The organism is Nonomuraea sp. NPDC050536, from assembly GCF_044457685.1.
In the GTDB taxonomy this organism is placed as follows: Bacteria; Actinomycetota; Actinomycetes; order Streptosporangiales; family Streptosporangiaceae; genus Nonomuraea.
The window spans coordinates 38,399-65,294 of sequence record NZ_JBITHD010000003.1; the positions used below are offsets into that span (position 1 = coordinate 38,399).

Genomic DNA, 26,896 nt, shown 5'->3' on the forward strand with positions numbered 1-26,896 from the left:
CCAAAGTCCTATCCGCGGGCCAGCCGTACAGCGGTGACCTTGTATTCGGGACAGGACGTCACGACGTCGGCCCGGTCGGAGGTGAGCGCGTTCACCCCGCTGGACGGGAAATGGAAGGCGCAGAAGACCTGACCTGGCACCGTGTCCTCGCCGATCCTGGCCACCAGCCTGGCGCGGCCGTGGCGGCTTTCCACCCTGACGAGGTCGCCGTCGCGCAGGCCGTACCGGGCCGCGTCGGCGGGATGCAGGTCGAGCCTGTCCACGGGGTCGAGCCGGAGATTGTCCGTGCGACGGGTCATGCTCCCTGAGTTGTAGTGCGCCCAGCGGCGCCCGGTGACGAGGATCAGCGGGTAGCTGTCGTCGGGCTGCTCGCCGGGCGGCAGGTATGGGGCCGCGCTGAGGTGGGCGAGCCCGTCAGGCGTGGCGAATCGGTCACGGTAGAGCGTGGCCTCCCCCGGGCCGTCGGGGTCCGGGCAGGGCCAGGCGATGGCGCCCTCGCGGTCGAGCCGGTCATGGGACAGTCCAGCGAACAGTGGTGCCACCCGTCCGCATTCGGCCAGCGCTTGAGCTGGTGTCGAACACCCCAGGTCGACGCCGAGTCGCGCGGCGAGAGCGTGAACGACCTCGAAGTCGGTCATGACTCCGGCGGGCGGGGCGAGAGCGGCGCGCACTCGCTGGAACCGGCGGTCGAAGTTGACGAACGTGCCGTCCTTCTCCAGCCAGGACGCGACCGGCAGCACGACGTCGGCCCGGCGTGCGGTTTCCGACAGGAACAGCTCGTTGCAGACGACCAGCGGGCAGGCCTCCAGGGCTTGGATGACGTGCATGGCGTCCGGATCGGTGGCGCACACATCCTCACCGACGATCCACAGCGCCCCGAGCCCACCCGCGCGTGCGGCGGCGAACATCTCCGGGATGCGCAGCCCGGGTCTGTCCGGGACCGTCGTGCCCCACACGCCTTCCGCTCCAGCCCGGGCGGCCGGGTCGGTCAGCTTGCCGTACCCGGGCAGGAGATCGGGCAGCGCGCCCATGTCGGAGGCGCCTTGCACGTTGTTCTGGCCGCGCAGCGGGTTCACCCCGAAGCCGTGGCCGGTGCCGACGGCTCCGCGCAGGATCGCCAGGTTGGCCAGCGTGCGCACCCCGTCGGTGCCGTGCAGGTGTTCGGTGACCCCCAGCCCGTACACGATCGCCGGTCGCTCGGCCCGGCCGTACAGCCGAGCGGCGGCGATCACGTCCTGGGCGGGCACCCCCGTGATGGCGGACACCCTGTCTGGCGGGTAGTCCTCCAGCACGGCCGTGAGCTCCGCCAGGCCTGCGGCACGCACCCGCAGGAATTCCTCATCGATCAGACCTTCGGCGAGCAGCACGTGGGCCAGGCCGTGGAACAGGGCCACGTTGGTGCCCGGGCGGGGCCGCAGATGCACGTCGGCGTGGCGGGCCAGGCCCACCGCCCGAGGGTCGGCGACGACCAGCCGCGCTCCACGCAGGACTCGCTGGAGCAGCCGGGCTCCGACCACTGGGTGGGCCTCGACCGGGTTGGCGCCCACCAGCAGCAGGCAGTCGGCCGCCTCGACGTCGTCGAAGCAGTCGGTGCCGCCGGACAGGCCGAACGACGCGGTCAGCCCCGCAGCCGAGGGGGCGTGGCAGAGCCTGGAACAGTTGTCGACGTTGTTGGTGCCGATCGCGACCCGCATGAACTTCTGGATCAGGTAGTTCTCCTCGTTGGTCGCCCTGGCCGAGGAGATCGCCGCAACCGCGTCGGGGCCGCCATCGTCCATGGCGGCCCGCATCCCGCGCGCGACGTGATCGAGCGCCTCGTCCCAGTCGACCGGCTCCAGGCGGCCGCCTCGGCGAAGCAGCGGCCGGGTGAGACGTTCCGGCGAGCGGAGGAAGCCGTGCGCGAAACGGCCCTTGACGCACGCGTGCCCGCGGTTGACCGGGCCTTCGTGGTCGGGCAGGACCGCGGTCACCTCGCCTTCGCTGGTGAGGACCTCCAGCGAGCAGCCGACACCGCAGTAGCCGCACGTGGTACGGGTACGCGTCAGTCCCGGCGTTCTGCGGCCACCGATGAGCCCGGGCTCGGTGAGCGCGCCGGTTGGGCAGGTGTCGACGCAACCGCCGCAGGCGACGCAGTCGGAATCGGCCCACAGCCCGCCGGTGCCGGGTGCGACCACCGTGTCGGCGCCCCGCCCGGTCAGGGTGAGGGCGAAGGTGCCCTGCACGTCGGCGCACATGCGAACACAGCGACCGCAGGCTATGCACAGATCGCGGTCCAAGCGGACATAGGGGTGGCTGTCGTCTCGGCCCCTGCCACCGCGGCCGCGAGCCTCGTCCGCCGTGATTCCCAGCGAGCGGCAGACCTGGGCGAGCTCGCCACTTTCCAGCGCACGGGGCGGCAGGGCGGAAACGACGAGCTCCACCGCCTCCCTGCGCAGCTGCTGTAGATCTCCGGCGGTGACCTCGATCACCGCGTTCTCCGTCGCGGGAGTCACGCACGCGGCCACCACGTGGCCGTCCGATCTCACCAGACAGGTACGGCAGGAGCCCGCCGGGGACAGCCGGTCGTCGTGACACAGCGACGGCAGCTCGACGCCTGCCTCGCGAACGGCGGCCAGCAACGAGGCGCCCTCGGCCAGCCGGACGGCGCGGTCGTCCACGATGACCTTCACCGGTCCCACCCCGCCAGCCGATCCCCGTAGGCGCGGGCCAGGCTGCGGACGGCGGCAGGGACCCGCCGCCCGAAGGCACACAGGCTGGCGGCGCCCATGACCCGGAGAAGCCTCGCATACTCGTCACCGGACGGGTCCGCGGCGGTGGCGATCTCCAGCCCTCGCCGGGAGCCCACCCGGCAGGGCGAACACGCTCCGCAGCTCTCCGCCGCCGCGAACTCCCACACGTGCCGCAGCACCTGCACCGGCTCCACCTGGTGATCGAAGGCGACCAGACCGGCGTGCCCCAGCGCGGCACCCAGAGCCGCCAGCCCTCCCTCCGACAGCGGCACGTCCAGCTGATCGGCTGCGAGGAAGCCACCCAACGGCCCGCCCACCTGCAGGACGCTCAGGTCGGCGCCCTCGCGCAGCCCACCGCCCAGTTCGGCCACGATCCACCGGACCGGAGTGCCGAGCTCGACCTCGTAGCAGCCAGGCCGGGCGAAGCGCTCTGACAGGCACACCAGCTTCGTGCCGGCCTCCTCCGGCGTGCCGCGACGCGCGTACGCGTCCCCGCCGCGCCGGACGATCCACGGAACGGCCGCCAGCGTCTCCACGTTGTTGACCACGGTCGGCGCATCCCACAGCCCCTGCTGGGTCGGGTACGGCGGGCGGGGCCGGGCGCAGCCGCGGCCGCCCTCCAACCCCGCGATCAACGCCGTCTCCTCCCCCGCCACGTAGGACCCCGCGCCCACGACCACGTCGACGTCGAGGTCCACCTCGCTGCCGTGGATCGTGCGGCCCAGATGGCCGTCGGCGTAGGCCTGTTCGACGGCCGCCCGCATGGCGGCGAGCGCCCGCGGGTATTCGGAACGCACCAGCACCACGGCGCGGCGCGCTCCGCAGGCGAAACCGGCCAGCGCCAGCCCTTCGAGCACGCGGCCTGGATCGGACTCCATCAACAGCCGGTCGGCGTAGGAGCCGGGGTCGCCCTCGTCGCCGTTGGCCACCACCACTGTCTCCGGCGCGCCGCCCGCGGCAGCCCACTTGGCCGCCACCGGGAACCCCGCACCGCCGCGTCCTCTCAGCCCGGAGGCCAGCACCGCGGCCCGCACGTCGGCTCGGTCGCGCGTCGCCACCGTCTCCGGCCACACCTGCCAGGGCGCCTCCCCCGCGACCACGCCGGCCAGCACGACCGGATCCCCGGTGGTGTCGGCGGCCGGGATCGGCGGATCCTGCGCGGGTGACAGGCCGCGGAGCTGATCGACCACCGTCGGGCCCGTGCACGGCGTATCTCCGTCCAGGCACGCGGGCCCCGTGTAGCAGTATCCGAGACAACGAACGCTCTGCAGCGAGATCCGGGCCTGCGGATCGGCGGTGTTCACCCCCACCCCGAGCGCGGCCTCCACCTCGGGAAGGTGCTTTCCCTGGCGGGCGGCGAAGCACGCCGCCGCGGTGCAGATCCGCACGTGCCGCCTGCCGTGCCGGACGGCGAGATCCGCGTAGAAGGTGGCAGGGCCGAGGCCCGCGGCCGCAGGCAGACCAAGCCGCCTGGCCACCTCTGGCGCCCACGTCTCGGGCCCCTCGGATGTGGCAGGTGCCGCCTCGAAGAGAGCCTCGAGTACGGCAGGGCGTCCACGGCGCTCCGCCAGCGCGCGGAAGGCGTCAAATCGATCAGCGGGCCCCATACCCGCCATCCTGACCACAGGCCCCCGAAACGTCCCTCACCCACTGGTCATAATCCGCCAATTCCCTGGCCAAGAGCTCCTCCCCAGCGGCCATGCGGCGGATGGGCATCGACGCGCCTTGTTATTCAGCACCCAGGACGAGTACCGACCTCCCCGGGCGTCGCTTGCCGCAAACCTCCAGCACCCGGCGACCAAAGACCGCTTAAGCGCCTGCGCTTGATCGTTATCCGCCCCCCAAGGCACAGTAGCGGCGGTTTCAACAAGCGTGGCAGTTTTCAAGGTCGCCACGATGTCTGGACCAACAGGCCACCAGCTTGCGCTGTAGCGGGTTTCGCGTCCTGGTCTGGGCTGAATAAAGCTGCGGAAAGGGGATAGATCATGCGGTTTCTGAAATTTCTCGCCGGCGTAGCGGCCGTGATGATGAGCTTTTGTGAGCCTGCGACAGCGAACCAAGCGAATCGAGCCTGGGACGCTCGCTCGGTCCCCCGGCCGCAACTGGCGACATCTGGCGGCATCACGCCGAAAGGGCCGGACGGCAGCTGGAGGCTCATGTTCGATGATGGATTCGATGGCTCGTCGATCGATCAGTCGAAATGGCAATTCCGCTCCAGCGCCGAGGCCGACTGGTCTGGCACGCCGTTCGGGACCGGCAACTCGGGCAACCAGCAACTGGAGTTCGATCAGCCGGGCAACTGCTCGGTAGCGGGAGGCGCGCTCACCATCACGGCGAAGCCGGACGACATCACGTCCCAGTCGGGTCAGCACTACAACTGGTCCAGTTGCCTGATCACGTCGACCGGCCAGAACGGCTACGCCTTCCGGTACGGCTATATCGAGATCAAGGCCCAGCTTCCCTCAGCTCGAGGCTTCTGGCCCGCGTTCTGGACGTGGCAGGCGGCCGGCAACAGGCAGTACACCGAAACGGACGTCTTCGAGTTCTTCTCCGACAACCACACGCGCCTCTACCTGTCCCAGCATTCAGGCCCTGACGATGGCTGTGTGTACACGCCCCCGTTCGACCCAACGGCGGGTATGCACGTCTATGGGGCGGACATCCACGAACACGGTACCGACTTCTACGTCGACGGCAGGCCGGTGTGCCACGTGAGAGGCACATCGACAGGCATGACCAACGTGATCGTCGACAACTTCGTCTACTCCGAGATCCCACCTGCCCCGCACTCCGTCGGCCGCATGTCCGTGGACTACGTCCGAGCGTGGGACAGAGTCGACAAGACGGTTGATTCCAAGGTGTTCAGTTGGGGTCACTGGTCGAAGGTGGCGAGGGATCACGCGATGAGCTGAGCGGTTTGTCGTTGTGCTCGCCAGATGGAGGTGCCGGCTGCGGAGTTCGGCTCCTGCCAGTGGGCTGGAAGCACGATCCAGCCCCGTCCACTCGCGACCGGCCGGGCGGCGAGTGGACGGGGACGATCGGCCGTCAGATGGTGTACCCGCCGTCCACGGCGAGGGCGGTGCCGGTGATGTAGCGGCCGCCGGGACCCGCCAGGTAGGCCACCGCGGCGGCGATGTCCTCGGCCTCGCCATAACGCCCCAGGGCGGTGAGGGAGCGCTGGAAATCGGCGGTATCGCCGTCGGCCGGGTTCATGTCGGTGTCGATCGGGCCCGGGTCCACGATGGTGGCGGTGATCCCGAGCGGCCCCAGCTCCCGGGCAAGTCCCTTGGTCAGCCCGATGAGCGCGGATTTGGCCGTCGCCTGCAGGACGAAGTTCGAGCCGGGAACGCGCCCGTTGAAGCACGACCCGATGCTGATGATCCGCCCGCCGTCGCCCATGTGCCGGGCGGCGGCCTGGGCGGCCAGGAACACCGACCGGACGTCCACGGCCAGCACCCGGTCCAGTTCCGCAGCGGACACCTCTGCAAGCGGGCCGTAGGTGAGGAAGCCCGCGTTGTTCACCAGGATGTCGATGCGGCCAAGTTCCCGTACCGTCTGCTCCACAGCATCCGCCGCGGCATTCGGCTGGGTGAGGTCGGCCTGGATGACTGCGGCCGTGCCACCGTCCGCCTCGATCTGCTTGGCGACCTCGCGCGCTTGGTCCACTGCCTGAACGTACGTCAGCGCAACCGCCGCCCCGGCGTCCGCCAGCCTTTTCGATATCGCCGCGCCGATCCCGCGGCTGCCACCTGTCACCAGCGCCACCTTGCCGGTCAAGTCACTCATCGATGCGTTCTCCGCAAACTGTGTGTTCGTCATGCCGGCATGGTAGAAGTTCACATCAGTGTCAGGTTCAAGTCGTCGTCATGCGAGGTGTGGAATGCGGATCGGCGAGCTGGCCCGGCGCAGCGGGGTGAGCGAGCGTTCCCTGCGCTACTACGAGGCACAAGGACTGCTACGCGCGGAGCGCACCCCCGGCGGCCACCGGGACTACGACGAGTGGGCGGTCGACCGCGTCGTACGCATCCAGATGCTCTATGCCGCGGGGCTGAACAGCAAGAAGATCGCACAACTGCTGCCCTGCATGAGAGACACGGATGGTCGCCCGAACGAGATCGCCACCCCGGTGCTGGTCGGCGAGCTCACCGCGGAGCGCGACCGCATCAACCGCATGATCACCGATCTGGTTCGCTCCCGCGACGTCCTGGACGAGGTGATCGACACGGCGTCGGAGAGCGCGACCACCGCCCCGGCTTCACTCACGCGTCGCAGCTGAGGACCGGGCCATCGAGCACGGGAGAGACGAGGGGTGGACGGCGTAGTCGTTGCAGGTGTCAGGTGCTGCGGCGGGGCCGGGCGCCTGCATGGCGCCCGGCCCTTGAGGCGTTCGAGCCGGAGCCTCAGTGGAGGGGGGGCACGTGCCAGGTGGGCGGGAGATGGCCCTGGATGGTGTCCGCCAGCTCTGCCGGCGCCCTCATGAACGCACTCAGTTTCGACCTGGGGGTGGCTTCATCTAGCTTTTCGAATCGCGCTCCCTCCCCGGCATAGGCTCCGGTTTCCGCCCCGAGCGGGTCCTCCGGGGGTGCGATGTCGGGCAATTCAGACCGCGGAACCAGCTTCCCGTCCTTGTAGACCGTGAAGCTCTTGCCGTTGCCTGAGGGCAACGCCGACGGTCCGCAGTTGTGCACGAGGAGGTCTCCCGCACCGGACACCACGTAATAGGTGTGGACATCGCCGACGGTGAGGTTGTGCACGCTCGCGTAGGCGCTGTACGGACGGACCTCACGGATCCGAACCTGGGCGCCGGAGTCGGTCGTGAGCCACATCCCGGACCGGAGCCGACCGGCCTCCATCCAGGAGTTCCGGTCCGCGACCCAGAACGGGTGCCCTTCGGTGGCGACGACGCTGCCGACCCTGGCGTCGCCGGTCTCCACGACGACCTGGACCAGCCGCTTCATGCCCAGGCCCGCGATGGACGCGACGACCTGCTTGCCTTCCGTCCGGCCGCTGGCCGGGTCGCTCGCCAGGACCTTGGCCCCGGGTTCGAGTTTCTCGATCGGTTTGGCCGTGCCGTCGGCCAGTCTCACCAGGGTGCCGGGCAGGAAACTGTTGACCCGGCAGGCCGCCTTGACCGCCTTCTCCGCCTCAGTGACCTCCTTGCCCACCTTGAACAGGTCCTTGATCGTCCTGACGATCGCACCGACGAGTTTCCCGACCGCGCCCACGAGTTTCGCCGCCTTGCCCCACTTCCAGGGCATGCCGTACTTGGACGCGACTTTGCCGAGGACGCTGCCCGAGAACGTGAGCATGACGTTGAGGGCGGTTTCGCCGCAGGCGGCGAGATCTCCCTTGGTGAAGCAGTCGACGCCCGCGGTGATGCCCAGCTCGTCGGCGGCGATCTTCAGCAGGGAGCCGATCGCGCTGGCCAGCCGGCGCTTGAGTTCGATCTTCTTCTGCTGGGCCGCCCACAGGCGCTTGAGCGCGGCGAGCTGGGCGGCGCGGCGCTGGGCCGCGATCTGGGACGAGGAGTAGCCGCTGTCGGACGGCCTGGCGTAGGGACCGTAGTAGTCGGCGCTGGGACGCCAGTGCGGCCACCTCCGCTGGATCTGACCGACCTGCCAGTCCAGGCACGCCCGCTTGTCCCCGCCGGACATGCAGCTGTCGGGTCGTAGGCCATCGGGGTCGGAGAGCGTCCCGGGATTGTTCTCGCTGTAGGAGTAGGAGTTCATCTGCTGGGGATCTTCGACGTCGGTGACCGGATCGACCGACAGGAACCGCCCGTTGTCCGGGTCGTACTCGCGGGCGCCGAGATGGGTGGTGCCGAGCGAGGTGTCGGTGACTCCGTCGACGTAGCCGTGTTCGTCCGGCCAGACCGTCGGCTGGGTGCCGCGCTGGGATCCGAACGGGGTGAAGTAGCGCTGGCTGACCTGGTTGGTGGAGGCGTCGATGATCCGGTTCGCGGTCCCCTGATGGTCGTCGGCGAGCAGCTGGACGCCCTTGCCGGTGCGCACCGCGACCGTGTCTCCGCCCAGGGTGTAGTACCGGGTCCCTGACACGCCGGTGCCGTCGAGCCGGAGCTCCATCGGGCCGAGATACAGGGTGGTGACGCCGGCTCCCCGGCGCATCAGCCGCTGGCCGTCGGCGTCGTAGAGGAACGAGGAGGTGGCGCCGCCCTTGGTGGACTTGGCGAGATGCCCTTCGGCGTCCCATTCGATGGCCTCGTCGTCTCCGCCGACCTTGCGCAGCGTGGTGTTGCCTGCCTGGTCGTAGCCGAAGGAGTCAACACTGGTCCCTCCGGGACTGCCACCGGCGATCGTGGGTGTGACGGTGGTGACGGACTGCAGGGCATGCGGTCGCGCGCTCCCGCCCGCGGGGTAGGTGTAGGTCTTGGTCGTGTCCTGCGCGGTGACGCCGTCCAGGTCGTGGTCGGTCTGCTTGGTACGGTTGCCGGTCAGGTCGTAGCCGTACGACTGCCAGTAGGGAGCAGGCCCGGTCTTGGCGACCGTACCGGAGCCGGGCGAGGCCGCGCAGTCGTCGCCGGCCGTCCAGGCGTCGGTGACGCGTTGCAGATAGTCGTAGCGGAAGCACTGGGTCTCCGCGGCCTGGCCGTCGCCCGGCTGGTCGGCGACCCTGGTGAGGTTCCCGGCGTCGTCGTAGCGGTAGGTGGTGTTCTCCACCCGGAAGGGCGCGCTCTTCTCCCGATCGGTGACCACGTTGGTCAGCCTGTCGGTGCCGGTCTCGTAGGAGAAGGTGCGCTGCACTCTCGAACCGGCGGCCGTCCCCATCAGCAGGGTGGAGAGGTTGCCGACGCCGTCGTAGCCGGTGTCGAGGACGTAGGTGCCTGCTCCCTTCAAGGTCCGGGGCCGGCCGAGCGCGTCGTAGCCGTACTGCAGCTTCTCCGACGGCAGGCCGCCGATCGCCGGCAGGGTCATCGTGGCCATCGACCCGTCGCTGTTGTAGGTCATCGTGGTGGCGTAGGTGCCGGCGAGGGCCGCGTTGCCGTCGACGGCGGGGATCGTGACGTTGATGCCGGTCGGCCGGTAGACGTCGTCGACGCCGGTGATGTCGGTCCGGTACGCCTTGCCCGGGTCGCCGTCGGCGTAGCGGATGGCGGAGACGACCTGGCCGTACACGTTGGTCGTGCCGATCTTGTCGTAGAGCCATTCGACCTGCTTCGGCCCGTCGGCGGCATCGGCGCGCTCGGCGGTTCTGCGGCCGAGCACGTCGTAGTCGAAGAACAGGCGCTTGCCACGGCCGTCCACGACGGATCGCAGCTCGTCGAGGTCGGTGTAGGTCAGGGTGGTGGTGCCCCTGTCCGGGTCCTGGAGCTCGGTCGCGCGGCCGATCAGGTCATAGGTGGTGTGCCACTCGTTGCCCGCGCCGTCCGTGACCGTGGCGAGCCGGTCGGCGGAGTCGTAGCCGTATCGGGTGACATCCGCCGGCACCTCGACGCCCGTGCCGTGATACTGGCGCAGTTCGGTGACCTTGCCCTGCGCGTCGAAGACCTTGGTCGTGGGGGTTTCGCCGGTTGGCGGGACGACGCTGACGCTGTCGCCGGTGTAGCTGCTGGTGGTCCGCCACTTCTCCACTCCGAGCTGCCTGAACGCCTCTACGGTGGCCCGGCCCTGCCCGTCGTAGGTGGTCACGGTCTGGCCTGGCACCTCGTTGTCAGCGGCCGCGAACAGGGTGCTGGACGGTGGGGCGGCGTTGTAGTAGTCGTCGTTGACCTTGACCACCTGGCCGCTGGAGTCGTAGAACGTGTCGGAGATCGTGCGGCCGGTGACCGTGCCGCTGCAGTTGGTCATGGCCGGGCCCTGCGTCTGGATCGGGCGCAGCAGCCCGTCGAAGAGCTGATACGACGTCGTGTAGGTGGACCCGTCGGCGTTCAGCTTCGCCGTGGTGACAGCCGCGGGCTTGTCCCTCGACATCGTGTAGGTGAACTGGACGTGCGGGGACATGTCGGTGGTGCGCCCCGGCATCCAGACCTTCACCATGCGCCCCAGCGGGTCGTACTGCTGCTCGGTCCGCCTGCCGTTGGCGTCCTGGATCGCCGTGCGCGCCGCCCAGGCCGGGTTGTACGTGGTCGTCTCCCGGTGCCCGGCCGGGTTGGTGATCACTACCTGGTTGACCAGTCCGCCACCGGCCACCTGCGTGTAGGCGGTCGTGGTCTTGTGGTCGGCCTTGCCGCCGTCGTAGGAGGCGATGACCCGCCCGTTCGCGTCGTAGTCGGTCGCGGTGTCGATCTGCCAGTTCGCCGACCCGCTGGTGAAACCGGTCAACCGGCGGGTTTGCGTCACGTCACCCGTAGCGGGCGCCTCACCGGAGCTTTTGCGGTCGAAGCTGTTCTCGACCCCGGAGATGATCTTGTCGTCGGGCAGGGTCGCGGTCGGCGCCGGGCAGGCCATGGCCGCGGTCAGCTCGCGGCTGACGAAGTTGAGCATCCACGCGCTCTCGTTGCGCGCGTAGGTGGTCCTGGTGCACTTGTCGTCGCCGGGGACCGAGGTGTCACCCGCGTCCGCGGTCTCGACCGCCAGGCCCCGATCGTCGTATCGGGCGATCGTCCGGGTGCGCCGCCAGCTGCCGTCGCCGATCAGTGTGCGGGTGGCCACGGTGCCCGCGCGGACCATCGCGGCGGTCGACGTGCCCCAGGGCTTGACGCGTTTGGCGGTCATGGCGCTCACCCATGGCGTGTTCACGGTCGCCTGCTGGATCCGCCCGCCCGGCCGGTCGTCCACGATCTGCTCGCGGACCTGCCCTTCGAGCACGTCCGCGTCGTCCACCGCGGTGCCCTCGGAGTCAGTGATCTTGACGTCGCGGACGGCTGTGCCCTTCAGCTCGTCGCCGTCCATGCCGCGGTAGAAGAGCGACTCGGTCTGCGACTGCGCCTCACCTGGCCGCCCGCTGACGATCCGTACCTTGGCGTAGCCGCGCCACTCGGACCACGTCTTGTACTTCTCCTCCACCAGCCCGTCGTCGTCATCGTGGTGCCAGGCGGGGGCGCCCTGATAGTCGTACGTGGTCAGGACAGGTGGCGTGCCCGCGATGCGAGCATCGTCGGACACCGAGGCGACGGGGTACTTGTGGAAGTACTCCAGCTTCGGATCCGTGGCCCCCTCCGGCGTCCAGTAGAGCGGGAAGCAGCGTTTGTCGTTCTTGTCCTCGGCCGCGGGCAGGTTGGCCTGCGCGCACTCGGGCGGCAGGTAGGTGATGGAGGTGACGCCGCCGGACTCCGAGGTGATGGAGGAGATCCGGAACTTGACCATCTGCGGGCCCTGGGCGGGGTCGACCCGGTTGGCCAGCTTGGTGCCCTCGAACGTCACCTCGGGCAGCGAAAGGTCACCGCCGACCTTGCCGGTGTGGGTGATGCCGTCCAGCCACAGGCCCGCGGTGGTGCCGTCGCCGGGGTCCTTCATCTCCTGCCGCAGCGCCCAGGAGTCCACCGCGTCGTACTGCGTGCCGTTCCACACGCGCGTGGTGATGCCGGTCAGGCGCTTGCGCGTCCAGAAGGTGGGCGTGTTCTTGTTCGCGCACGACTCCCCCGCCGCGCAGTTCTGGTCCACCGGCACGTCCGGCCAGTACTTGGCGTTGGTCGTCTTGAACTGGCTGTCGGCGCAGGTGATGGCGCCGGAGGGGAAGCAGCGTTCCGCGGTGCTGAAAGTGGCCTGCGCCGGGGCGTTGGAGGTGAAGATCGTGTCCGCGCGCTGCCCGTAGTCGATGCGGCTCAGCGTGCCGGCCCGGGTGTAGGCGACCCCGGTGGACTTCAGGTTGCGCCCGTAGTAGTTGGTTTCGGGGGTGTACCAGTAGGTCATGGTGTTGCCGTGCCGGTCCACGACATAGTCCAGATTCCAGCGCCAGGCCTGGCGGCACCACGACTTGTCGAAGGTGTCGGCGGCGTCCGTGCCGGTGGTGTGACACGGTTCGCCGTTGTCGTTGCCGAACACCGGCACGGTCCAGGTCGAGTTCGACACCGGTTTGCCGGTTGTCCACCCCGGCAGCTGGTTCAGGCCGAAGTAGTACTGCGTGCCGTCGGGCGTCGTGATGCGCCAGTGTTCGCCCTTGTCCCCCGTGCCGCCCTCGTCGCCGTTCGCGGCCCCGGTGAGCTTCTCGACCTTCGAGCCGTCGTCGTCCTTCGGCTTCCACACGCCGGTCGCGTCGTCGCGGATGAGCTCGCTCGACTTGCCGTTCAACGACATCGTCGCGTTGTCGTAGCGCCAGCACAGGTCCTGACGCTTCGGTGACAGGCTGGAGTCGTAACGGCAGGAACGGTAGCGGCGCTCGATGTAGCCCGGCCAGTAGTCGAAGCCCATGCCGACCCACGAGGGCTGGTTGTTGGTCGAGGCCGTCTGCCCGTCCACCGCGCTCGAGGAGTAGTCCAGCGTGACCTGCGGCACAGGACCGCCCAGCGAAGGGGGCATCCGCAGCGGATACGACCAGGAGAAGTTTCCGGTCTGCGCGCCGACCTGCCAGGTGGAGGAGGGGGCCAGCTGTGTCGCGGCGAAGCTGCCCGCCGGGCCGGAGGCGCCCGCGGTCAGCGCCAGCACCCCCGAGTCGACCGCTGTCCGGGTGCGGACCAGCCCCTTGGTCACGTCGTTGTCGGAGCCGAGCGGGGTCTGCGTCTGGCACTCGGGACGTTCCGGGGTGGTCGCCGCGCAGCCGGGTAACCGGACCAGTCGCAGCCGGGAGGCCCAGTCACCGCCGCCCGCGTGGCGGAACGCCGAGTAGTCGACCTGGACCAGCGCCTGAGCACCCACCGTGAACAGCAGTCCGTCCACCCCGGCACGCCGCGCGGCCGTCTGGTCGAGGACCTGAACCTGGACCTTGGCCGCGGCGGATGACAGGTGGTCCGCCGCGGCGCCGACCTGCACCGGCAGCCCGCTCACCTGTGCCATCCCGCTCGCCGGGATCGTGACCTCGGCCGATCCCGCCTTCGGCCACGTGACAGCCGGCGGAGCCTGCCTGCCGGATCCGGCGATGCCGCGGGCCCGATAGCCGCTGTTGTGCCCTGATACCGACCGCTGCTGCTCGGGCCGGGCTGGATTCCATTTCTGGGCCGCGCTCACCGGCATCGCCGGAAGCAGGCTCACCACCAATGTGATCACGAGCGCCACCGCGATACGCGGTGCACCCCACCGCCGACTGGTCACCAGTCCTCCGCCTGAGGTCGAGGGGCCCGCTATGAGCCCATGAGGTTGATCTCCTCGGCCGTGAGCACACCGGTGAACGCGTGCACGTCATCGATGCCACCCGGCCAGAAATCTGGAATCCGCGACCGTGGTGCCCGAGCCGAGGTCGCCGGTCCAGTGGCCCTCCTCGACGGGCGGCCGGTTCGCCAGGTCCGCTGCGCCGCCGGTCGAGCCGTCGACCGCGTTCGGCTCGGTGGCGAAGACCACCCGGTCGTAGACGCGCACGTCGTCGACCGCGCCGGGGAAGAAGTCGACGTCGCCGCCGTTGAACCTGGCCCGCCCGATCGCCAGGGGGCCGTCGGCGCCCGCCCATTGCGAGGTGCAGTGCGAGGTGTTCTGCGGCGCGCCGTCGACGTACAGCTGCGCCTGTTGAGCCGCCGCGTCGTACACCCCGACCAGATGGGTCCACCTGTTCAGGGTGGGCGCGTCGCGCGACAGGGCCCGTGTCCCGCAGACCGACATCGACCAGCGGTCGTTCTCCAGCGAGTACTGCAGGAAGAACGAGCTGAAGACGGGACCGTCCTGGCTGAGCGCGGTGGCCCAGTTGCCGGTGCCGCCGAGCTTCACCCAGGCCGCCGCCGTGAAGCTCCGGTCGGCCCGCACCACCGGCGCCGCTGTCTCGGCGTGGTCACCGCCGCCGGTCAAGCCCAGTGCCGAATCGACGCGGCCGGGGGCCGCGAGTGTGCCCCCGGTCAGCGTCGCCGGGTGGTCGCCCGCCGCGTCCGCCAGGACCGTGCCGCCGGTCTCGTCCAGTTTCCACCAGCCCACCGGGCCCGCCGACGCCGACAACCGGAACTCGAACACGCCCGGGTTGACGCTGTGGTTGCCCGCGCTGTCGAAGCTGAAGACGTACAGCCGGTAGGTGATGTCCTGCGTGTAGGGCACGGTCAAGGACACCTGCGCGGTGCCGTCGGGGCCCGCCGGCACGGATGGGGCGTTCGGCGCCATGGCGGCGGCGTCGTCCGCCCAGGCGTACTGATACCGGCTGACCCCGCCGGCTCCGTTCGGGTCGAACGCGAACCTCGCCGTACGGCCGATCGTGTCGTTGAACGCCCCTGAACCGCTGTCCTGCAGGTCAGCCGACTTCACCCCCGGCGCGCTCTCCGGCGCGATCTTGTCGACGCTGTAGTAGCACCACTCACTCGGCGTCCCCGGATACGCGGTGTCGATCGGGGTGACTCGCCAGCGGAACGTCTGGCCGTCCGCGAGAGCGGCAGCGGGCAGGGTCATCTCGTGCTGGCTGCCCGATTTCAGGCCGTTGGTGGACTGCGAGGCGACCTTGGTCCCTCCGCTCGTGCCGCTCCAGACCTCGAAGTCGGCGTGCGGGTTCTCAGGGTCCGCGTCGGAGACGGTCGCGACCAGGGACGGCGTGGAGTTGCCGACGCGGGCCGGCGCCGCCGCCGAACCACATCCGGCCTTGGGGTTCGACAGGCCCAGCCCGGACAGGGTCGGCAGCGAATCGAACTGCACCGCCAGATAGACGTTGCTGAAGTACTTGTAGGAGTGGCTGCTCTCGCTGCCGCCCTTGAGGGCCAGATAGACCGACGAGGTCGTCCCGGTGACCGCCTTGGTGGCGTTCAGTTTCACGTCGTGCGCCGAACAGCCCGGCTCGCCGCCGGACGTGCTCACGGAGGCGACAGGAGAGCCCCCGGTGAGCGAGGGCTTGGACGACCACGTGGTCGAGCTGGAGAACGACGAGGTCTGCCAGAGCTCCACCGTGGACTTGGTGCAGGTGAACGACCGGTCCAGGAAGGCGTGGAACTCCGCCGACATGATCTTCTTGTTGAGCGCCTTGGAGACGTTGAACTTGAAGAACGCCCGGTAGGTGTCCGAGCTCGGGCTTCCCGGCCACCCCGAGTAGTGGCCGACCTTCACCTGCTTCCAGTTGCCTCCGTTGTAGGAGTGGAAGCCGGAGGAGGAGACGTCGGCCCAGGCGGTGCCGGTGGTGCCCATCTTCGAGCTGGTCCAGTCCGGATCGATCACCACGGGGAACGTCGTGTCCGGCGAGGTCATCATCGATCTGTCCGGGGTCACCACGAGGTCCTCGCCGGACAGTGCTGTCCGCATCACCGCCTGCCGAGCGCCGGCGCCGGGCGCGTCGGCGGCCCTGGACCTGTCGGCGATGCCGGAGGAGTCCCAGGTCAGCGAGGGTGGCGCGTGGAACACGGGAGTGCCCGCGGCATTCACCACGTCGAAGTCGCCCTGACGGCCCGCACGCAGGGTCCCGCCCTTGACCCTGGTCCTGAACCGGATCTGGGCCAGCCTGCTGTCGGCTGCGGCCTGCCGGGTCTTGACCACGATCTGCTCGGCGAAGCCCTCAGCCCCGGCGCGGATGCGCAGGTCCACGTCCTTCAACCCGGGAATCGCGCCGGGGTAGGTGGCGGTGTCCCCGTCGAGCACCGGCTCGGGCAGCCGCCACGGCCAGCCGAGCGTCAGCTCGGAGCCGTCCCTGGTCAGCGTGGCCAGCGGCGCGTCGCCGCCCCCGGAGAGCCTGAGCTCCACCGGTGTCGCCTTCGGTGCGACCACGCCGTCAGAGCGGCGCACGAGCTCGGTGTCGACGGGGGCCCAGTCCGCGCCACGCCTGACCCATCTGGGCAGGAGGTACTCCTCGATCGTCGTCGACCCGTCCGGATTCGCGAGCACCCGTCGCGACTCCGAACGCTGTGCCATCACCTCGACCGGGTGATCTGACGTACGGGCCTGCGGCAACGACTCAGGATCGGCGCCGGCCGGCCGTACCGACGAGAGCACGAGCAGCACACCCAGCAGGCCTGCCACACCGCTGACGCGCAGTGGTAAGAGAGGTCGGCATCGCGCCCTCACACGCATGTGCTTCTCTTCTCTTCGCGACCACCGCGCGAGCCCGCCAGGGTCCGTCGTGGTTACGGACATGAGCGACTTATTTATGGCAAATATCAACAACCAGGGCGTCAAACTGGCGCATGAAAGGTCACTAGAACGCCTGCCGTACGCTCGTGCCACAAGCCCCGCACGGGTGTGAACCCTCGCGGTACGGACCTGCGGAATCTGTGACTCGCGCGGTAGCGGACGTCAACCCAGGGGTTGATTCGCGGCGGCGGCTGGGCGACTAGCATGCGCTGATGCGCGCGAAGGTCGTGTCGTCCCTCGTACGGCTGGCCGGCGTCAACCCGTTCCTGGTCGACCTGATACTGGGAGTGGTGGTCGCCGCCAGCACCACGGTGTTCGAGTTCACGCTCTCCAACGGCGGGCCGCACACTCCCGACGTACTCTGCCTGACTTTGATCGGCGCGACCAACCTGGCGTTGGCGTGGCGCAGGCGGGCGCCGCTGATCGTGCTGGCCGTCTCGTGCGCGGGGGCGATCGTCTATCACACGCTCGGTTACGAGTACCAGTTGAACAACTTCGCGGCCCTGCTCGCTCTCTACACCGTGGCGGCTCACCGCCTGCCACAGGTCTCCCTCGTGACCACGTTGCCCGTGGTGGTCGTGTGGTGGCAATCCGCGCTGCTGGGGCCGGCCGACCTGGCCTGGCCGAGCATCGTCCAGGGGAGCCTGGTGGTCGCCATCGCATGGGCGTTCGGCAACAGCACCCGCCTGCTGGCCGAACGCAACCGGCGGCTGGCCGGCCTGGCCGAACGGCTGCGACAGGAACAGGAAGACCGGGCACGGCGCGCGGTGACGCAGGAGCGCGTGCACATCGCCCGCGAGCTGCACGACATCGTGGCCCACCACATCTCCGTGATCGCCGTCCAGGCCGGGCTCGCGCGCTACGTCTCCCTGTCGGATCCGGCCACCGCCCGCACCGCGCTCGCCACGATCGCCGACACCAGCAGCGAGGCCATGGGCGAGATGAGGCGGCTGCTGGCGGTCCTGCGCATCGAGGCCGACGACGAAGGGGACAGCTACGATCCCGCTCCCGGCCTGGAGCGGCTCGGGCAGCTGGTCGAACGGATGCGCTCCGCGGGGGTCGCCGTGGACGTGGAGATCACCGGCTCGGCGCGTCCCCTGTCTCCCGGGATCGATCTGTGCGCGTACCGAGTGATCCAGGAGTCACTCACGAACGTGCTCAAACACGCCGGGCCCGCTCACGCGTGGGTGGCGCTCCGCTACAGCGTGGACGAGCTGGAATTACGCATCACGGACGACGGCCACGGCGCGGCGGCGGTCACCGAACCGGACGGCCACGGTTTGATCGGGATGCGTGAACGCGTCAAGCTCTACAGGGGGACGGTCGTCGCCGGGGCTCGGCCGCAGCGCGGATTCGAGGTCGTCGTGACCTTGCCCATGTCGGCCACGGCCTCGGACGAACAGTCCCCGACGTCACAGGGTGAGACATACGCATGATCAAGGTACTGGTCGTCGACGATCAGCCCCTGGTGCGTGCGGGCCTGGCGGCGCTGATCCGTGCCGTGCCGGACCTCGACGTCGTCGGCGAGGCGGCCACCGGCGAGGAGGCGGTGCGCCTGGCTCCCGCGACCCGCCCGGATGTGATCCTGATGGACATCAGGATGCCGGGCATGAACGGGGTCACCGCCTCCGAACGCATCCTGGCCGCCGCCGACGACTATCAGCCCCGCGTGCTCATCCTGACGACGTTCGACCTCGACGACTACGTCTACAACGCCCTGCGGGTGGGGGCCTCGGGGTTCCTGCTCAAGGACACTCGGCCCGAGCGCCTCATCGCCGCGATCCACACCGTCGCCTCCGGCGACATGCTCTTCGCCCCGACCGTCACCCGGCGCCTGATCGAGGCCTACACGCTTCGTCCCGGCCCGGCCGCGTCCGGGCCCCTCCCCGACCTGGACCTGCTCACCGCTCGCGAGGTCGAGGTGCTCAAGCTCGTCGGGCAGGCGCTGTCCAACACCGAGATCGCCACCCGCCTGTACGTCAGCGAGGCCACCGTCAAGACCCATCTCAACCGTGCCATGGCCAAGCTCTGCCTCTCGAGCCGCGCCCAGGTGGTCGCGCTCGCCTACGAGTCCGGACTCGTAACACCACGCACGAAAGCCGGTGGCCCCACCGGCAGCAAGCCGCCATGACCAACTCGCACCTAGCCTGTGCCCTGCCGTCCTGAACGGCAACCGCGGTGCCAACACCATCGTCCGGCAGTACGTCCGGCCCTGGCGGACCGGCCTACCCGCCATGCCGCCACCGCGGCACCCAGCGACGGTCTGGCAGGGCAACCTCTCGCGGAAACCCCACCGATCTCGCCCAGAGGAACGCACCGTGGCCAGCGGCGGATCCAGCGTTTCTTCGGCAGGTCCGGGTGTCGGACGGCCCGTTTCTTCGGCAGGTCCGGGTGTTGGACGGCGCCCGCTCGGCGGCAGTGTTCGAGCGGGTGCCGGAGCCTGTGGGCCGGTGGAGGTTGCGGCGTCGGGGGATAGTTCAGCGGAGTTTGGTGACGGCGTTTCTGAGGCGGAGCATGTCGCGCTTGCGGGACTCGTAGGTGGCGCCGATCACCAGGAGGAGCAGGCCGCCCACGGCGATGGGGATCCACCGGGGCATGGCGCTGACCAGTTCGGCGATCGGGGGCGCCAGTTCGCGGACCGCCACCACGGCCAGTGTCAGCCCGCCGAGCACCACCGGCGCCTGCAGCCGGGCGCGAGCCCCGGCGACCGTGACTCCAAGCGCCACCGCCCCCAGCAGCACCGAACGCCACGACGTCGGCTCCGCCAGCAGGCTGGGGCCGAAGCTGAAGAGCAGCCCCGTGCCGTACGCCCGCCAGGACGACACCTCCTCCCCTCTCGTCCGCCACCACCCGATCCCGAGCAGCGCCACAGAGAACGGCACCGTGTAGGCCTCGATCACCTCCACGTGCTCGGCCCACAACCGCACCCACGACGCGACCAGCAGGAACCCGATCCCCAGGTAGCCGATCCGCCGCTGCTTCTTCCACGCGCCCGCCGCCACCGCGATCACCCCTGCCGTCGCGCTGACCAGGCTCGCCGCGCGCAGCCCCGACGCCTGCGCCACGGCCGCCACCTCACCAGCCGCCAGCATCGCGGCCAGCGTCACCCCCAGCGCCCGCCCCCTGCCGAACGCCGATGTCGCACCCGCGATCAGGGCCAGCGCGGGCAACACGGCCAAGGTAGCCCAGCGCTCCGACAATCCGGCCCCCACAGCGAGCACCCCGAGCCAGCCACCCACGACCCCGGCGACCATCCGCACCCCAGGCCCATCCAAACCCACACCGATCGGCCCCCGACGCTCCTGCCCTCGGACCTCCGCCCCCGAACCCATCGGCCCTGGAACGACCGCTCCCCGACCATCAACTCCCTCACCGACCAAACCCTCGCCCACCGGAGACTCACCGACCGGAGCCTCGCCCACCGGAGACTGACCCACCGGAGCCTGACCGGACGGAGTCTGATCGGTCGAGGGCCGGCTGGACGCCACTCCGGCTGCCGCTGCGGCCCCGACGACGAGCAGGACCAAGATCACCGGGTACGGCAGGCCGATCGCCGCAGGGACCACCGCCACCAGCAACCCCAAAGCCCCCACCAAGACAGCGACCCGCGGCAGAGCCACGAGCACCAGAGCAGCGACCCCCAACGCCACCAGCACCAACGGCCGCTGCACCGCAAGGACCCGCGCACCCCGCCACGGCTGGAACGCGGGCTCCACAGCGGTCAACGCCCGGGCGACGACATCGACCACCGGCAACACGGCAGCCCCCGCGAGCCACGCGGACAAAACCCGGCCAAACGATCCGGCACCCCAAGCAGCCGAGCCACCCGCCCGCGAAGCGCCAACCGGGGTCCGAAGGCGCAGGCCGTACGCCCCGATCAAGGCAAGCGCCCCGGCGACGGCGAGCCCGACCGAACAGGAGTCCAGCACCCGCAGCCCGAACCCCCCGAGCACCGCCCAAACCAGCCCGCCACCGCTCAGAGCGGCCCCGGCGAGCGCAGCAGGCCGCCGGTACAGAACACCCCACGTCACCAGGAACACGGCCAACGTCGCGTAGGTAGCCCACGGGAAGGCCAGCGCCCACGCGACCCCCACCACGGCAACCGCCCCCGCCGCCCAAGCGGCGTCCGTGTGCCGAGTGGCAGCCACGCTGAGCAGTACGGCCAGCAGGACGATGACCGCGACCACCCCGCCGTACCCAAGCCCGAACGCGGAGGGCCCCACGACCAGCGCCAGCGACCCGAAGCCCAGCACCCCCGCCAGCCCCCACCGCCGATACGGCCGCGCCAACCCGGCGAACACCCCGCAGACCACCGCGAACACCATGAGCACCACCGAGCCGGGTCGCAGCGCAGCGAGCCCCACAGGAACCCAGGGCGCCCTGTCCCACACCCCCGCGAGATTGGTGAAAGGCCCATAAACGGCAATCACCACAGGCCCCGCGTACGGCAGCGCCCCCAGGAACGCCACCCCCGCCCCGGAGGCCATCCAGGCGTTCCGCAACCGCTCGGCCAGCAGCAACCCGCCGACCCCCACGACCAGGGCGGCGATCGGGTACGGCAGGTCCTGCCAGACGTACGGCAGAGCTGGACGAACCGGCGATCCCACCGCGAACGTCAGCGCCACCACCGCCACCCCAACCGGCACCACCCGAGCCGCGTTCGGCACCCGGAGAGCGACGAAGACCCCCAACCCGGCGAGCACTCCCAGCAGCCCGGACATGGCGAGAACCGTGTCTCCCACCACCGAGTCGACAACCCCCACGAACAGCGCGGCAGCCGACGACAGAGCCAGACAGCAGGTGGCGGTGATCCGCAGCTCCCGCCGCTTCACCCACACCCAGACCGCCACGTCGAGCGCCACGGTCCCGGTGAAGGCGGCCATGATCTGCAGTGCCGTGTCGTTGAACGCCAGCGGCAACGGCACCTGCGCCAGCACGATCGCGACAGGCGGCGGCACCCGCAGCGGCAGCACTCTGCCCTGTCCCGCCGCGGCCAGCGCGACGACCGCTATCACTCCGGCGGCGTACAGATCCCCGGCCACGCCGCCGAACAGCCCGACCCGCTGCGCGGCATAGCCGTCCAGCGCTATCAGCGCCAGCCCCAGCACCGCGACTGTCTCAGCGGTCGCCGTCAGGTTGCGCCTGAGCAGGAGTGCGGGTACGGCGAGCGCGACCGCGGTGATCCCGCCCAGGATCGCCGCCCGGCCGCCGATGCCCAGGTGCCCCCAGCTCACCACCGTGAACACGATCGCCGCCACGGTCAGCAGCAGGCCACCGAGCACGAGCAGCACGTTCTGCACGACCCAGCGCGACACCTCCGTGGCGGCCCCCGCGGACACTGCGGGGCTCGGCACGGGAGCGCCTGTCCGCACGAGCTGGGCGGCCCGCTCCGCTCGAAGCAACCCCAGCAGCTGTGTACGGCGTGCCTCCAGGCTCGCCAGCTGGCTCCGAACCCCGGCGAGCGCCTGATCCACCTGCCAGAGCTCCGCCGCCAGGGGCCCGGTCAACGGCAACCCGCACCTGGGGCAGGCGGCAACCGGCCCACCCAGCCCGAGCCCACACTCGGGACACACGGGCCCAGCCGGAAATGTCGCGCTATCGAAGTGCATAGGGAGAAGAATGCCGCCTCGGCGATCGCCTCGCCTGTGTTCACCTACTCAGCCATACCTAGGCCCGACGACTCATCCCCGATGGATCGGCCTCGGTGAGGGCGTCGCCCAGCGGAGTGCGGCGGTAGAGGACCCATCGGCCGGCACGGGCGCGCCGCACCAGCCCCGCATCCCGCAGCACCGCCAGATGATCCCCCACCCCGCCCACGCTGAGCCCCAGCGTGGCGGCCAGGTGGCTGGGACCCGCGGGGGCCGACAGTTCGCGCAGCAGCGCCGCCCTGGTTCGCCCGAGCAACCGGTCCAGGGCGCCGCCGTCGCGCCGTTCCGGAGCGGCCGACCACAACCTGCCGCTGCCTCTGGCCGGGTAGACGAGTGCGTAGGAAGGCGGATCCAGCGACAGCCACTGCGCACCGTAGGCGATGGGCGTCAGGCACAGCCCCGTGCCCGCCAACCGGATCGGCGGCCCCTCCATGTCGCGGAGCTCGATCCAGCCCTGGTCATCCCAGCGCAGGTCGGGACCTATGTCCTGGAGCGCGTGCGACCAGCCGTAGGCGGCCAGCTGTCCGGCCCGGTGGATCACGTCGGCCTCCAGGACCACACGGGCGGCCGGCCAGTCCGGCCCGATCAGCTCGTCCCAGATCACTCGCAGCGCCCGCGCCACCCTGGCGCCCACCTCGGGCCCCGGCAGCGCCTCCGCGGCGCCGTAGCGGTCGAGCTGCTCGCGCGCGAGCTCGTCCGGCGTGGCCCGCACGGCGGCCAGTTCGTCGTCGATCGCGGTGTCCATGCCCGACTGCGGCGGCGCGAGAAAGTCCGGCACGCCCCGGCAGCCGCGTACGGCCCGCGCCACCTCCCGGAGTGAAGGGTCGGCCCGCAGCAGCCCCAGGTACCGCTCGCGCACCCGCCCGGCCCACGGCGCCACTCCGTAGGCCGATGTCCCGCGCTCCAGCGCCAGGAGCGCCCCCACCGTGTTGGCCACGGGCGACATGACGAACCTGCTGGCAGCGAAGTCACCCGGGCTCACGATGATCCTGACGGCCACGGTTCGCCTCCTGACGAAAAGCTACCCCGCCGCGCCGGATTCGCCGACCCTGCCATCATGACCATCACCTATCGGGACGTGTTCAGAGTGACGGAGTTCCGCGCCGTCTTCGCCGATCACGCGCTCGGGGTCGCGGCGAACACGATGCAGATGCTCGGCTTGTCGGCCCTCGTCTACGCGCATACGGGATCACCGCTGTTATCGGCCATCGCCTATCTCGCGGGTTTCCTCCCCCACGCGGTCGGCGGGCTCAGCCTGCTCTCGTTCGCCGACCGGCTGCCGCCACGCGCGCTGCTCATCGGCTGGCACCTGGCCGGTGTCGCGGTGGCCTGCGCCATCGCGCCCGGCCGGCTGCCCGTCTGGGCGGCACTGGCGCTGGTCGTGGCCGTCGGCGTCACGACCCCTGTCGCCGAGGCGGCCAAGCTCGCCCTCCTCGTCGACGTGCTCGCCGAGCCCGCCTACGTGCTGGCCCGCTCCACCCTGAACGCCGCGGTCGGCGTCACGCAGATCGTCGGCTTCGCGGTGGGCGGCTCGCTGCTCGCCCTCATCTCGCCGTCGGGCGCGCTCTGGTGCACGGCCCTGTTGTACGCCGCCGGGGCGCTGGTGCTCCGCTTCAGGCTGGCAGCCCGCCCCGCCCGTGCGGCCGGTCGCGCCTCGGTGGCCACCACCTGGCGAGGCACCCGCGAGTTGGTCGCCATCCCCGCCGTCAGGGTGCTGCTGCTCGCGCAGTGGCTGCCCAGCGGGCTCATCGTGGGCGCCGAGGCGCTCTTCGTCTCCTACGCGGGCTCGTCGGCAGGCGCGCTGCTGATGGCCGCGGCGGCCGGGATGCTGGCGGGCGACATCGTCGTCGGCCGTGTCCTCACGCCGCGTGGCCGGGCAGTGGCCATGGTGCCGCTGATGGTGCTGCTGGCGGCGCCGTACCTGATCTTCGCGTTGACGCCCGCGGTGGCACTCGCGTCCGCGCTCGCCTGCGTGGCCTCCTTCGGGTACGGTCACCATCTCGCCCTGCAGGAGCGCTACCTGGCGGCCGTGCCTGAGGAGGCGCGCGGACAGGCGTTCGGCTTGGCCAACAGCGGCATGATGACCACCCAGGGCCTGGCCGCCGCCGCCCTGGGCACGATCGCCCAGCTGTCCACCCCGGGCGGCGCCATCGCGCTGGGAGGAGCCCTGGCCCTGGCGACCAGCCTTGTCCTGGCCCCCTTCCTGTGGCGGCTGCGGGTGCGCCGGACGCATCCTGGACTTCCTGCCGCGTCCTGAGAGGGGGTCCCGCGGTCTATTTAGTAATCGGTACGGTACCGTTTATTAAATGACGGACACCGTACTCATCGCGGGCGCCGGTCCCACCGGCCTTGCCCTGGCCATCCACCTGGCACTGCACGACATCCCCGTGCGCCTCATCGACGCCGCCCCTACCCCCGCCACCACCTCGCGCGCCCTGGGCCTGCAGCCGCGCGGCGCCGAGGTGCTCGAGCGGATCGGCGCCCTCGGCGACCTGCGGGAACGCTCGCAGACGTCGCTCACCATGTCCTACAACGAGGGGTCGAAGACCGTACTGCGCTTCCAGGTCGGCGACGCCGTGGCCGACCAGCCCAAACAGACGCTGCTGATCTCGCAGGCCGAGATCGAGGGCACCCTCCGCGAACGGCTGGCCGGCCTGGGCGGAGACGTCGAGTGGGACACCCGGCTGGTCACCGCCGAGCAGGACGGCACCGGCGTCACCGCCACCGTCCGCTCGGCCGACGGAGCCGAGCGCGAACTGCGGGCCGGCTGGCTGATCGGCTGCGACGGCGCCCACAGCATGGTCCGCAAGCTGGCCGGCATCGCCTTCCCCGGGCGCAGCCTCATCGAGCGCCTGCTGATGGTCGACGTGCGGGCGGCCTGGCCCTTCGACAGGAACGGCAGCACGACCTGGATGGAGGCCGGCCACATGCTGTCGGTGACCGCGCTGCCCGGCGACACCTGGCGGGTGTTCACCGAGCCGCCGCCCGGCCTGCCGGAGCACCTGACGGAGGACGAGATCACCGACCGGGTGCTGAAGGAGTTCTCCCACCGCAGCGGCGTCGGCCTCGACACGGTCACCGAGGTGCGGTGGGCCTCGGAGTTCCGCATCCACCGGCGGCTCGCGGAGGCGTACCGCCGCGGCCGGATGCTGCTGGCGGGAGACGCCGCGCACATCCAGAGCCCCACCGGCGGCCAGGGCCAGAACACCGGGCTCGGCGACGCGGAGAACCTGGCGTGGAAGCTGGTGCTGGTCGTCCGCGGCCGCGCCGACCAGCGCCTGCTCGACACCTACGAGGGCGAGCGCCGCCCGCTGGCCCGCAACGTGCTACGGGCCACCAGCACGGCCGTGGACATCATGCTCCCCCACACCGCGTGGAAGCGGCTGCTCCGCGACAGGGTGGTGCTGCCGGTCTTCCGCCTGCCCGCGGTGCAGCGCAGGCTGTGGCTGGCCGCCTCGCAGCTGGGCATCAGCTACCGCGGCGGCCCGCTGGCTCCCGCCTCGCATCGCTGGTCACCGGGTCCGCGGCCGGGCGACCGCATGCCCGACATCAGGTGCACCGAGCTCGACGGCGAACCGGTCACCCTGCACGCCGCGCTGTCCGGCCGCTGGGCGGTGGTCGCGGGAGATCGCCGGCAGGCCGTACGGCATGCCGAGGCGGCGGCCGCCCAGCTGGGCGCCGATCTGGTCGTCCCGCTGGTGCGCGCGCAGGGGACGTCGGACGAGGTGGTGCTGGTCCGGCCCGACGGTCACGTCGGTTGGCGCGGCGGCCCGGCACCGGACAGACTGACCGCATGGCTGAACCAGGTGCTGTGGCCGGCGTAGAGCGCGGCCGTCCCCGCGACCCCGGCAACGACGCCGCCATCCTGGACGCCGCGCTCGACCTGTTCATCGAGCGCGGTGCCCGGGGCACCAGCATCGAGGCGGTCGCCCAGCGCGCGGGCGTGGCCAAGCTCACCGTCTACCGGCGCTGGCGGTCCAAGGAGGACCTGCTGATGGCCGCGCTCGAGCACGCCCGCAACCCCGACCTGGACACCGAGGCCGCGGAGCGGAGCGTCGAGGACGCGGTCGCCTTCATCGCCGGACTGCTGAGCAGGCCGCGCTTCCGCGCGCTGATGGCGCGGGTGATCGGCGCCTCGGTCGACCATCCGCAGCTGGTGACCGCCTACACCGAGCGCTACCTGCGCCCCCGGCTCGAAACCCTGCCGGAGATCGCGGAGCGGGCCGTCGACAGCGGCCACCTCCCGCCCGGCACCGACCCGGCCGTGCTCCAGGACGTCCTGTCGAGCTCGATCGCGTTCGTGCTGCTGAGCGCCGAGGCGGAGGTGACCGCCGGGCAGATCGAGCACCGGCTGCGGAGCCTGCTGCACCACATCGGATACCGCGCCTGAGAAAACAGCTGGCCGCGCGGCGCGGAACCAGTTTTGCCCATCAATGGCCGGGACCAA

Annotated in this window: 14 protein-coding genes; 7 read left to right on the forward strand and 7 right to left on the reverse strand. The window is 70.6% G+C overall.

What is annotated here, in order from left to right:
• Positions 1-8 precede the first annotated feature (8 nt).
• Both fdhF and ACIBHX_RS10260 read right to left on the reverse strand, forming a co-directional pair.
• Positions 9-2,669 (reverse strand): formate dehydrogenase subunit alpha, encoded by a 2,661-nt coding sequence (gene fdhF / locus ACIBHX_RS10255; protein WP_397066136.1) that lies wholly within the window; start codon positions 2,667-2,669, stop codon positions 9-11.
• Complete coding sequence (locus tag ACIBHX_RS10260; protein ID WP_397066138.1) at positions 2,666-4,336, reverse strand: NAD(P)H-dependent oxidoreductase subunit E; 1,671 nt, start codon at positions 4,334-4,336, stop codon at positions 2,666-2,668. Before ACIBHX_RS10260 ends, fdhF begins: the two co-directional genes overlap by 4 nt.
• A 378-nt stretch (positions 4,337-4,714) precedes the next feature.
• Here ACIBHX_RS10260 and ACIBHX_RS10265 point away from each other — a divergent pair, with 378 nt between their 5' ends.
• A complete protein-coding gene (locus ACIBHX_RS10265; protein ID WP_397066140.1) occupies positions 4,715-5,641 on the forward strand; it encodes a family 16 glycosylhydrolase in 927 nt (308 codons plus the stop codon).
• Positions 5,642-5,774: 133 nt separating this feature from the next.
• On the opposite strand, the gene ACIBHX_RS10270 is transcribed toward ACIBHX_RS10265, so the two are convergent.
• Positions 5,775-6,569, reverse strand: a complete 795-nt coding sequence (locus ACIBHX_RS10270; protein WP_397066142.1) for an SDR family NAD(P)-dependent oxidoreductase — start codon at positions 6,567-6,569, stop codon at positions 5,775-5,777.
• A gap of 40 nt (positions 6,570-6,609) precedes the next feature.
• On the opposite strand from ACIBHX_RS10270, the gene ACIBHX_RS10275 reads away from it, so the two are divergent.
• The gene (locus tag ACIBHX_RS10275) at positions 6,610-7,005 is read left to right on the forward strand and encodes a MerR family transcriptional regulator (RefSeq protein WP_397066144.1); all 396 of its coding nucleotides are present in this window, start codon (positions 6,610-6,612) and stop codon (positions 7,003-7,005) included.
• 124 nt (positions 7,006-7,129) lie between these two features.
• Here ACIBHX_RS10275 and ACIBHX_RS10280 read toward each other — a convergent pair whose 3' ends face one another.
• Positions 7,130-13,828 carry a polymorphic toxin-type HINT domain-containing protein gene (locus tag ACIBHX_RS10280; protein WP_397066146.1) on the reverse strand — a complete coding sequence of 2,233 codons (6,699 nt, stop codon included), beginning with the start codon at positions 13,826-13,828 and terminating at the stop codon, positions 7,130-7,132.
• 132 nt (positions 13,829-13,960) lie between these two features.
• On the reverse strand, positions 13,961-16,690 hold the full coding sequence (locus ACIBHX_RS10285; protein ID WP_397066148.1) for a LamG domain-containing protein: 2,730 nt from the start codon (positions 16,688-16,690) through the stop codon (positions 13,961-13,963).
• A gap of 323 nt (positions 16,691-17,013) precedes the next feature.
• Here ACIBHX_RS10285 and ACIBHX_RS10290 point away from each other — a divergent pair, with 323 nt between their 5' ends.
• Both ACIBHX_RS10290 and ACIBHX_RS10295 read left to right on the forward strand, forming a co-directional pair.
• The gene (locus ACIBHX_RS10290; RefSeq protein WP_397066150.1) at positions 17,014-18,237 is read left to right on the forward strand and encodes a sensor histidine kinase; all 1,224 of its coding nucleotides are present in this window, start codon (positions 17,014-17,016) and stop codon (positions 18,235-18,237) included.
• Positions 18,234-18,932 carry a response regulator gene (locus ACIBHX_RS10295; protein ID WP_397066152.1) on the forward strand — a complete coding sequence of 233 codons (699 nt, stop codon included), beginning with the start codon at positions 18,234-18,236 and terminating at the stop codon, positions 18,930-18,932. The genes ACIBHX_RS10290 and ACIBHX_RS10295 overlap by 4 nt, the downstream gene beginning before the upstream one ends.
• A 346-nt stretch (positions 18,933-19,278) precedes the next feature.
• On the opposite strand, the gene ACIBHX_RS10300 is transcribed toward ACIBHX_RS10295, so the two are convergent.
• Both ACIBHX_RS10300 and ACIBHX_RS10305 read right to left on the reverse strand, forming a co-directional pair.
• Positions 19,279-22,308: an SCO7613 C-terminal domain-containing membrane protein gene (locus tag ACIBHX_RS10300; protein ID WP_397066154.1), complete on the reverse strand. Its 3,030-nt coding sequence runs from the start codon at positions 22,306-22,308 to the stop codon at positions 19,279-19,281.
• Positions 22,309-22,468: 160 nt separating this feature from the next.
• Positions 22,469-23,449, reverse strand: a complete 981-nt coding sequence (locus ACIBHX_RS10305; RefSeq protein ID WP_397066156.1) for a winged helix-turn-helix domain-containing protein — start codon at positions 23,447-23,449, stop codon at positions 22,469-22,471.
• A 57-nt stretch (positions 23,450-23,506) separates the two neighbouring features.
• On the opposite strand from ACIBHX_RS10305, the gene ACIBHX_RS10310 reads away from it, so the two are divergent.
• The 3 genes from ACIBHX_RS10310 to ACIBHX_RS10320 are packed head-to-tail and all read left to right on the forward strand — an operon-like array spanning position 23,507 to position 26,839.
• On the forward strand, positions 23,507-24,706 hold the full coding sequence (locus ACIBHX_RS10310; protein WP_397066158.1) for an MFS transporter: 1,200 nt from the start codon (positions 23,507-23,509) through the stop codon (positions 24,704-24,706).
• A 49-nt stretch (positions 24,707-24,755) separates the two neighbouring features.
• Positions 24,756-26,273: an FAD-dependent monooxygenase gene (locus tag ACIBHX_RS10315; RefSeq protein WP_397066160.1), complete on the forward strand. Its 1,518-nt coding sequence runs from the start codon at positions 24,756-24,758 to the stop codon at positions 26,271-26,273.
• Entirely contained in the window at positions 26,243-26,839 is a 597-nt protein-coding gene (locus ACIBHX_RS10320) for a TetR/AcrR family transcriptional regulator (protein WP_397066162.1), read from the forward strand. Before ACIBHX_RS10315 ends, ACIBHX_RS10320 begins: the two co-directional genes overlap by 31 nt.
• The last annotated feature ends 57 nt before the right edge of the window (positions 26,840-26,896 follow it).

Excerpts from the sequence above, each read along its gene's own strand:
- ACIBHX_RS10260 (WP_397066138.1), bottom strand. The coding sequence starts at position 4,336 with ATGGGGCCCGCTGATCGATTTGACGCCTTCCGCGCGCTGGCGGAGCGC.
- ACIBHX_RS10265 (WP_397066140.1), top strand. The coding sequence starts at position 4,715 with ATGCGGTTTCTGAAATTTCTCGCCGGCGTAGCGGCCGTGATGATGAGC.
- ACIBHX_RS10275 (WP_397066144.1), top strand. The coding sequence starts at position 6,610 with ATGCGGATCGGCGAGCTGGCCCGGCGCAGCGGGGTGAGCGAGCGTTCC.
- ACIBHX_RS10290 (WP_397066150.1), top strand. The coding sequence starts at position 17,014 with ATGCGCGCGAAGGTCGTGTCGTCCCTCGTACGGCTGGCCGGCGTCAAC.
- ACIBHX_RS10295 (WP_397066152.1), top strand. The coding sequence starts at position 18,234 with ATGATCAAGGTACTGGTCGTCGACGATCAGCCCCTGGTGCGTGCGGGC.
- ACIBHX_RS10310 (WP_397066158.1), top strand. The coding sequence starts at position 23,507 with ATGACCATCACCTATCGGGACGTGTTCAGAGTGACGGAGTTCCGCGCC.
- ACIBHX_RS10315 (WP_397066160.1), top strand. The coding sequence starts at position 24,756 with ATGACGGACACCGTACTCATCGCGGGCGCCGGTCCCACCGGCCTTGCC.
- ACIBHX_RS10320 (WP_397066162.1), top strand. The coding sequence starts at position 26,243 with ATGGCTGAACCAGGTGCTGTGGCCGGCGTAGAGCGCGGCCGTCCCCGC.